Annotated in this window: 6 protein-coding genes; 2 read left to right on the plus strand and 4 right to left on the minus strand. The window is 59.4% G+C overall.

Annotation, left to right across the window (positions count from 1 at the left end):
* Positions 1 to 94: 94 nt before the first annotated feature.
* The 3 genes from argA to ACTH3D_RS12360 form a co-directional block, all read right to left on the minus strand.
* The gene (gene argA, locus ACTH3D_RS12350; RefSeq protein WP_441667428.1) at positions 95 to 1,405 is read right to left on the minus strand and encodes an amino-acid N-acetyltransferase; all 1,311 of its coding nucleotides are present in this window, start codon (positions 1,403 to 1,405) and stop codon (positions 95 to 97) included.
* Positions 1,406 to 1,599: 194 nt separating this feature from the next.
* On the minus strand, positions 1,600 to 2,865 hold the full coding sequence (locus tag ACTH3D_RS12355; protein WP_441667429.1) for an inorganic phosphate transporter: 1,266 nt from the start codon (positions 2,863 to 2,865) through the stop codon (positions 1,600 to 1,602).
* A gap of 57 nt (positions 2,866 to 2,922) precedes the next feature.
* On the minus strand, positions 2,923 to 3,603 hold the full coding sequence (locus tag ACTH3D_RS12360; RefSeq protein WP_441667430.1) for a TIGR00153 family protein: 681 nt from the start codon (positions 3,601 to 3,603) through the stop codon (positions 2,923 to 2,925).
* Positions 3,604 to 3,720: 117 nt separating this feature from the next.
* Here ACTH3D_RS12360 and ACTH3D_RS12365 point away from each other — a divergent pair, with 117 nt between their 5' ends.
* On the plus strand, positions 3,721 to 4,611 hold the full coding sequence (locus ACTH3D_RS12365; protein WP_441667431.1) for a CYTH domain-containing protein: 891 nt from the start codon (positions 3,721 to 3,723) through the stop codon (positions 4,609 to 4,611).
* 4 nt (positions 4,612 to 4,615) lie between these two features.
* The gene (locus ACTH3D_RS12370) at positions 4,616 to 5,542 is read left to right on the plus strand and encodes an ion transporter (protein ID WP_441667432.1); all 927 of its coding nucleotides are present in this window, start codon (positions 4,616 to 4,618) and stop codon (positions 5,540 to 5,542) included.
* A gap of 63 nt (positions 5,543 to 5,605) precedes the next feature.
* Here ACTH3D_RS12370 and ACTH3D_RS12375 read toward each other — a convergent pair.
* Positions 5,606 to 5,811, minus strand: a 206-nt coding sequence (locus ACTH3D_RS12375) for a Sua5/YciO/YrdC/YwlC family protein (RefSeq protein WP_441667433.1), incomplete at its 5' end; no start/stop codon positions are given.

Below are 5,811 nucleotides of genomic sequence, written 5' to 3' on the forward strand. Positions count from 1 at the left end.
AGCGGCAGCATCACCGCAATAAAAGCCAACAGCACCAGCTGCAGTAATGAGCGCGGGCGCCAGCGACTCGGTGCGACGGAGGGCATAGCCGGCGTCAGTCCAGATCTTTGATCAGAACCCGCGAGCGCCGCGCATGGTTATACGTCTCGCGTCGCATCACCGGCAGCTCCGACAATTCAGCCGGCCTGAAGCCGTGTTCGACAAACCAGTGGGCGGTGTGGGTAGTTAGCACAAATAGTGATTCCAGCCTGCGCTGGCGGGCACGGCGTATTACCTCGTTGAGCAGCAGCTCGCCACGGTCTGCACCGCGATAATCGGCATGCACCACCACGCAGGCCAGCTCACCGGCGGTGGAGTTGGGCTGGCTGTGCAGCGCCGCACAGGCGATGACCATGCCATCACGCTCAACCACCAAGTAGTCATCGATGTCAACTTCCAGCCGCTCGCGGGAACGCGCCACCAGCATGCCGTTGCGCTCAAGCGGGGCAACAAGCTCAAGCAGCCCGCCGATGTCACTGGCCTGCGCCTGACGAAGCTGCTCATAGCGCTGCTGGGTAATCATGGTGCCGACGCCGTCACGGGTGAACAGCTCACCCAGCAGAGCTTCGTGATCCTGCCAAGACAGCAGGTGAGTTCGCGCCACACCCTGACGGGCGGCTTCGCAGGCCGCAGCCAGATGGCGCGCCAGCTCACTGCCCTGTTCGGCATGTTCAAGCCAGGCATCGGCTTCAAACGGCGTCAGCTGACGTTGTAGCACCCCTGCGTCAGTCAGGCCACTGGCCTGGCCCAGCAGAATTAGCTTGTCGGCACCCAGAGCCGTGGCCGTGCGACAGGCCATTTCCGCCGGCTCCAGCTCAAACACCTCACCGGTGCTGGAAAAACCGATCGGCGGCAATAACACCAAGCTGTTGGTGGCCAGCAGCTGCTCCAAGGCATCTTTGCGCACTCGCCGCACTTCGCCGCTGCGCTCGAAGTCCACCCCGTCGCGCACCCCCAACGGCTTGGCCATCACCAGATTGCCAGAAACCACCGTCATGTCGACCCCATGCAGCGGCGAGTTGGGCAAGCCCAGCGACAGCCGCGCTTCTAGCCATAGCCGCTGCTCGGCGGCCACCCGCTCCACTAGCGTCATGGCCTGATCATCAGCCACCCAGCGCCCCAGATGCTGGTCCGGTGTAATACCAGCCGCCTCAAGCGCTGCGGCCAGCTGGGTGCGAATGCCTAGCACCACCACCAGACGCACCCCCAGGGTATGTAGCAGTGCCAGATCCTGGATCAGCTGCTCACCTCGTCCCTGCGCCACCGCTTCGCCTTCAATCAGGATGACAAAGGTCTGCCCACGGTGGGCATTGATGTAGGGCGAGGAGTTACGGAACCAATCGACGAAGGGGAAGCGGGTCGACACAAGTCAGCTCCGGCAGTGGAAAGAGAAAAATGACAACAAGAAAAACACCAGGGAAACCTGATTGGAGAACCAAGCGATGGCCTAATCGAAGACTATACACAGCAGCGCATCAGATATGCCAGCGCAACCCTTGACGTCTGTCTGTCAGACACCATCGGGCTGCGCTGGCACTCCAACATTGGCCAGGCAGGCCGTTAACCGAAGATTCCTTTGAACAGGAAGAAAAACACAATGGCCAGTCCACCGCCGGCAGGCAGCGTAATCAACCAGGAAATCACGATGGTTCCGATGACTTTCAGGTTGAGCGCCGCAATGCCTCGCGCCAGGCCCACACCAAGCACGGCACCTACCAGGGTATGCGTCGTGGAAATTGGCAGCCCTGTGCCCGAGGCCAGCACCACGGTAGTGGCAGCAGCAAGCGTGGCTGCAAAGCCGCGGCTGGGTGTGAGCTCTGTAATGCCGGTGCCTACGGTGGCAATTACCCGGCGGCCATAGGTCACCAGGCCGACCACGATGCCGCCGCCGCCCAGCACCAGCACCCACCAAGGCACTGCCGCGGCGCCGTGAATATCGCCGTGGTCATATACCACGCTGATCACCGCTGCCAGCGGACCTACAGCATTGGCGACATCATTGGAGCCGTGGGCGAAGGCCATGGCACAGGCGGTAAACAGCATCAGAACGCCGAATACACGCTCAACACCTTCAAACCCGAAAGTGTCTGTCTTGCGCGAGCTCGGCGCCAGACGGCGTTCCATCCAGATGCCCAGCAGCATCAGCGCACAACCGAATAACAAGGAGTAAAGCAGGCTCTCACTAAAGCTGACTTCCAGCCCGATATGCTTCAGCCCCTTGGTGAGCGTCACCATGGCAATAATAAAACCGACCAGCATCACATACAGCGGTACATAGCGTTTGGCAGCCTGCTCCGGGTCACGGTTTTCAAAGATCAGATGCTGCACCGACTTGAACAGCATGAAGGCAATCGAACCGGCCATCAGTGGCGATACGACCCAGCTGGCTGCGATGTTGCCAACGCGTGACCAGTCCACCGCATCAAAACCCAGGCCAGCCAGTGCAAAGCCGACAATTGCCCCAACGATGGAGTGCGTGGTTGACACCGGCCAGCCCCGCATTGAGGCCAGCAACAGCCAGCTACCGGCTGCCAGCAGTGAGGCCAGCATGCCGTAAACCAGTAGTTGGGGATCATCCTCAAGCAGAGCGGGATCAATGATGCCTTTGCGAATGGTCTCGGTGACCTGGCCACCGGCCAGCCAAGCCCCCAGAAACTCGAAAATGACAGCGATGATGATCGCCTGGCGGATGGTGATGGCTTTAGAGCCCACCGAGGTGCCCATGGCATTGGCCACATCGTTGGCACCCACCCCCCAAGCCATGAAAAAGCCGAAGATACAGGCCATCCAGATGAAGATTTCACCGTATTGCGCGATGATCGACATGTATTACCGTCCCTGACTGACGAATGGTATACAGCAGCAAGCGAAAACTGGCATCGCTTACTTGGCTGTCATGATCTGCAGTCGCCCACCGACCCGCTCCGCGCGGTCGGACAGGCTGGCGATGCCATCAATGACGCGATAAAGAAACATCACATCTACCGGCGGCAGTTCAGCTTCCAGTTCGAACAGCTGGCGGCGAATAGCCACCTGCTGTGCATCCACCTGGTGTTCTAGGTGGTGCAGTTCGCGTACCAGGTTATCAATCACATCAGAGACAGCACGCCCGAAGCCGGACTCCAGCAGTCCTTTCAGCTCCTCCAGGGCCTCACGCGCCTGGTTGACGCAGGCCACTGACGTACGCAGGTAATCACGCATCGCCGAGGCCAGCGCCTCGGGCACCTGCATCTTGCGACCCATCATGATGCCACTGATATCTCTTGCCTGGTTGGCGATCTTGTCCTGGGCACTGATCAGGTCCAGCAGATCAGAGCGTGATACCGGCAGGAACATGGTATTGGGCAGATTGAGGCGTAGCTCGGTCTTGAGGTCATCGGCTTCGTGCTCAAGACGTGTAATGCTTTCGCGATGGATGCCAGCCTGTGTCCAGTCTCCCACAAGCGTCGCCTCGAAGAAGGGCAGCAGTTGCTCTGCACAGTCATCTACCTTGACGATATGCTCCAGAAGGGGCTGGAATGGCGAGCGACCAAAGATCGCCGAGAAAGGGTTCGATGTCACCATGGTGTTTTTCCAGGTCATCCTGATCGGGGATTAGCGCGAGGCAGTATAGTGATTCATCGGCATAAATGACACGCGAATTCACATTGCTTTTTTGCATTGCACAAACAAGGTGGCTGAATGGCACATGAAATCGAGCTAAAACTGGCACTCGACACCCGCGCAGCTGCGCTGCTACGAGGCCATCACTTGCTGGTCGGTGCCACCGCAGCCTGTCGCCAACTGCGTAACACCTATTTCGACACGCCCGACGGTGTACTGGAGGCCAGCGGCATAGCGCTACGCCTGAGATACGATGGACAACGTCATATCCAGACCCTGAAAACCCGCGGCCAGAGTGCGGGTGGGTTGTCCCGGCGCGGTGAGTGGGAATGGGAGCTTTCCGCACCGGCGCTTGACATTAACCTTCTGGACGGGCTGCCCACCCTTGCCGGGCTGAATCGCCAGCAGCTGTCCCGGCTGTCGGCGATTTTCACCACCGACTTCCAACGCGAGACCTGGCTACTGGAAAGCCCTGGAGCGACCATTGAGGCGGCGCTTGATCAGGGTGAGATCTACTCAGACCAGGCAGCGCACAGAATAAACATCTGTGAACTGGAACTTGAACTGAAACGCGGCGAGGCCAGCGCCCTGCTCGATCTGGCAGAAAAGCTGGCCGAGCAGGTTCCGGTGCGCCCTTCCGACACCAGCAAGGCGGCACGTGGCAATGCCCTGCGCGGTAAACCCTGGCAGCTGCCGCCACCGAGCGCACCGTTGCAACGCGCTCTTGTCGCGCTTGACGCCCTGAATGATACTGGGCAACCGCAATGGTTTATACAGGCCAGAAAGGCGCTGGACAGGCTGGCAGAGTCTGCCGATGCGGGCATCAGCCGACCTGCCGCTGCACTGCGTGAGGGGCTTGATCATGCAGCTCATCTGCCAGACTGGAGTCTGCACTGTGGTCAACAGGCACTGCGCCTCGTTCGGCAGCTGGCAGACCGGTCCCACAACTGCCAGATTAATCAAGGATGACACCGTGGACCCGCACTACCTGAAACCTGCCAAGCAGGGCTTACGCACCTGGCTTTTCCAGGTCATTTTCGAGTCCGACACGCCACTCGCCAAGGGTTTCGATATCGCCCTGATCTGCTTGATCATCATCAGCGTGATGGTAGTCATACTCGAAAGCATAACGTCGCTGCGGTCCGATTACGGCAGCTGGTTCACCCTTGCGGAATGGAGCTTTACCAGCCTGTTTACTGTCGAGTTGGCGCTGCGCCTGTATTGCCTGGAGCGCCCGGGACGCTATCTGCGCAGTTTCTATGGCGTACTCGACGTTGTTGCGATCCTACCCGCCTGGCTGGCCCTGTTGCTGCCGGGCGCCCAGTCGCTTGTGGTACTGCGCCTGCTGCGCACACTGCGCATCTTCCGAGTATTGAGACTGATGGAGTTCGTCGGCGAGGGGCAACTGCTGCTCAGTGCCATGCAACGCAGTGGCCGTCAGATCGTGCTATTCCTGTTCACTGTCTTGATGATCGTGACGATCTTTGCCTCGCTGATTTATCTGATTGAACCGATAGAGGCGGGCTTTACCAGCATTCCGCGCGCTATCTACTGGGCGGTGGTGACTCTCACCACGGTCGGCTTTGGCGACATTACACCGGTGACACCAGTGGGCCAGGCGATATCAGTGATGGTGATGCTCACCGGCTACTCCATTATTGCCGTGCCCACCGGCATATTTTCGGCTGAAGTAATCCGCTCAATCCGCGCCGACCGATACTCCGATGAAGCCTGCCCCGGCTGCGGTCATGATCGCCATGAGAAGCGTGCCCGCTACTGCCTGCGCTGCGGCACCTGGCTGGATGAGCACTCCCCGGACCCCAACCTGCCCGAAGAAGAACCAGAAGAGAAATCTGAACAGGACGCTGAGCAAGACAGCAAAAAAGGCATCCAAGATTGATATGAACGGCACTGTCAAAGAACCTGGGCGCCTGACGGCGCCATCGCTACCTGAAGGTGGCTCCTACACGAGAAAAGGCGAAGTGTCGCCGCGCCCTTCACGCATGATGACCGGCGGCACCTCACGTAGATCAATCACGCTCGTCGGCTCCAGGTGGCAGGCACCACCATCAATGATCAGGTCAAGCTGAGCGCTGAAGCGTTCGCGGATTTCTTCAGCATCGGTCATTGGCTGGTCATCCCCCAACGGAATCAGCGTCACACTCATCA

Origin of the sequence: Halomonas sp. (assembly GCF_052095765.1) — a bacterium.
GTDB lineage: Bacteria > Pseudomonadota > Gammaproteobacteria > Pseudomonadales > Halomonadaceae > Halomonas.